The organism is Methanobrevibacter sp., assembly GCF_017432245.1.
Lineage (GTDB): Archaea > Methanobacteriota > Methanobacteria > Methanobacteriales > Methanobacteriaceae > Methanobrevibacter.
In genome coordinates, this window is the sequence record NZ_JAFRJO010000017.1 from 1 (window position 1) to 3153 (window position 3153).

Below are 3153 nucleotides of genomic sequence, written 5' to 3' on the forward strand. Positions count from 1 at the left end.
AACAAGACTGTTTAAGAACAGGTAACTTATATGACGTAACCTTGAACTAGACAAGAATCGTATACCTATACAGAGATGAAAATGATGTATTCGAATACTTAGACAACTACATGGACTTAGCTGTTGAAACATTGATGATTAGAAGAAACCAAGGTCTTAACTGTTTAAACAACTTTGACATCTTGCCATTCTTAGATCAAAAAGTTGATGGCGAAACCTATTACAGAATCCAAAACTCTACCCTTTCATTTGGTTTCTGTGGTCTTAATGAAATGTTGCTTGCATTATTCGGTGAAGGAATCGAAAACCCAGATGCAAACAAATTCGGTATCAAATGTTTAGAATACATCAATGCAAGAGCAAAAGCATTGCAGGAAGAAACTGGCCTCAGATGGTCTGTATTGCAAACCCCTGCAGAATCCACTGCATACAGATTTGCAACCTTAGACAAAGAGCAATTCGGAGAAAAGGCAATCTTGCAAGGTGACAATGGAGCTAACTACTACACTAACTCCTCACACGTACCTGTAAACAGTGACATTTCCTTTGCAGACAAAGTCAAAATTGAAGGCCAATACCACAAGTTAACTCCTGGTGGACACATCTTCCATGCATTCATGGGTGAATCATACTCTGATCCTGATGCATTAATGAGCTTAACCAATAAGATTGCAAGAAAATCCGATATTGGTTTCTGGGCTTACAGTTCAGCATTCAGTTTCTGCTTAAACTGTAAAACCTTAATGAAAGGATTAAGCAACAAATGTCCTTCCTGTGGTGAAACTGCTGATGTGGAATGGTATGACAGAATTACTGGTTACGTACAACAAGTAGGTCACGCTAAATCTGCAAACGGTGGTTGGAACGCAGGTAAACGTCAAGAATTAATCGACAGACGTAGATTTGAACAATAAGTTCAATCTACTTATTTTTGTTGATTGATCATAGAAGTTTAATTTAATTTATTATTAATTAATTTTCATAGGCATTGATTTTTGCCTATTTATTTTAAATTTATTTTTTATATAGAGCTTGACTCTATTTTTCCACTTAATAGGGTTCTTTTCAAGAATCCTATTTACATCCTTTAATGACTATTTTTGTAATTAATTTTTTATAAGATGATAATAAAAATATATAATATAATAAATTATTAGGATATTTTTATTGGATATTTATAATGAATATTTATAATGAATATTTATTATCAATAGTATCGAATTTATATTAATTTATTACTTCATTATTGCTTTCATATATAGTTTGGAATATTAAACGCATTAAATTGAAAGTAGCTTTTATAATTATTATGGTGAAACAATGAAACATTGGATTGAAAGAATCGCTGATGAATTAAATGAAATGGATGTAGAAAAACATGTCATAGCAAGTGGTACATCTATATCAGGTTCTATACATATTGGAAATTCTTGTGACGTATTCATTGCAAATGCTATCGGAAAAGCATTGCGTGAATTGGGAAATGATGCAGAAACCATCTGGATTGCAGATGACCATGACCCCCTTAGAAAAGTTCCTTTCCCACTTCCTGAATCTTATGACCAATACCTTGGCATGCCATATTCTATGATTCCATGTCCTGAAGGATGCTGTAAAAACTTTGTAGAACACTTTGAAAAACCTTTATTCAAAGTTCTTGATGCTTATGGTATTGAAATAACTCCTAAATCTGGTTTTGAGATGTATAAGGATGGATCCTATCTTGAATCAATCAGAATATCCCTTGAAAAGCACAATGAAATCAAAGCCATTTTTGACCAATACAGAAGAGAGCCATTGGCAGACCACTGGTTGCCTTACAACCCAATCTGTGAAAAATGTGGAAGAGTAAACACCACTGAAGCATATGACTTCGATGGGGACATTGTAAAATACAGATGTGAATGTGGTCATGATGGTGAAATGGACATCAAATCCGGTAACGGTAAGCTTACCTGGAGAGTTGAATGGGCGGCAAGATGGAAAATCTTTGGAACTACTTGTGAACCATTTGGAAAAGACCATGCAGCAGCTGGTGGATCTTACGATGTAAGTAGTGTAATCTCTGAAGAGATCTTTGATTATCCAGCACCATATCCAGTTCCATACGAATGGATTACATTGGATGGTGAAGCAATGAGTAAATCTCATGGTGTATTCTTCACTCCAGAACAATGGCTTGAAATCGGGCCTGCAGAAAGTCTTAACTATTACTTATTCAGAAGCAAACCAATGAAATCCAAAGACTTCTCTCCAAAAATGCCATGGTTAGACTTTATGGACACCTTTGATAAGGTTGAAAGGGTATTCTACGGAGAGGAAGAAGCTCCATCTGAAAAAGAAGGTAGAAAATTCAAAAGCATTTATAAAAATGCTCAAATCAAGGCAGATGCTCCATTGCCTTTCAGACCTCCTTTCAGATTCTTGGTAAATGCTTATCAAATTGTTGGTGAAAAGGACCTTGAAAAGATCTTTGCAATTTTGAAAAAGAATTCCCAATTGACTAAAAGCTTTAAGGATAAGGATTTCTGTGACTTAACTGAACTTGAATTGGCTCAATACGAAGAAAGAGTGGATAATGTAATCGCTTGGTTAGACAAATATGCTCCTAAATTCGTCAAGTTCCAAGTTCAATACGATTCCATTCCAAAATTGCCTCTTCCAGATGATCAAATCGCATTCTTGAAAGACCTTGCAGATTTAATGGAAGAAAGAGAGTTCTCATCTGCTGAAGAATTGCATGATGCTATGTATGAAGTTTTAGAAAGCCATGGATTAAAACCACAAAAAGCTTTCCAAGCTATTTATAAAATGATTCTTGGCCAAAAACAAGGACCAAGAGCAGCTTCATTCTTACTCTCTTTAGATAAGGACTTTGTAGTTAAAAGGTTAAGACAAGAAGCTTAGCCCAGCTTTTCCGCCCCTACGGGGCGCAAAACCTGGACCAAAATTTTTATTAATAGTTTGGAGTATTTTGCTCTAATACTATTTTCTATTTTTATTTTTTATTTCTCATTTTTTCATTATTTCTAAAATAATCTAAGATTTATTTGTTCGATTATATTAAAACTTTATTTTTAAAAATAGAATTTTTTTCTAAAAAAATAATTACTAAAAAAATAGTTACTATAAAAAATTATTATTCTAAAAATA

At 33.8% G+C, this 3153-nt stretch carries 1 protein-coding gene and 1 pseudogene; both read left to right on the forward strand.

Annotated features, from left to right (window positions below):
- Positions 1–914: pseudogene (gene nrdD / locus IJI80_RS01615) on the forward strand (anaerobic ribonucleoside-triphosphate reductase); the annotation flags it as partial.
- A gap of 406 nt (positions 915–1320) precedes the next feature.
- Positions 1321–2907, forward strand: coding sequence for a lysine--tRNA ligase (lysS, locus tag IJI80_RS01620; RefSeq protein ID WP_292786971.1), 1587 nt, complete (start codon positions 1321–1323; stop codon positions 2905–2907).
- Positions 2908–3153: the final 246 nt, after the last annotated feature.

Bases quoted from the DNA above. Each gene is read 5' to 3' on its own strand.
- lysS (WP_292786971.1), top strand. From the start codon at position 1,321: ATGAAACATTGGATTGAAAGAATCGCTGATGAATTAAATGAAATGGAT.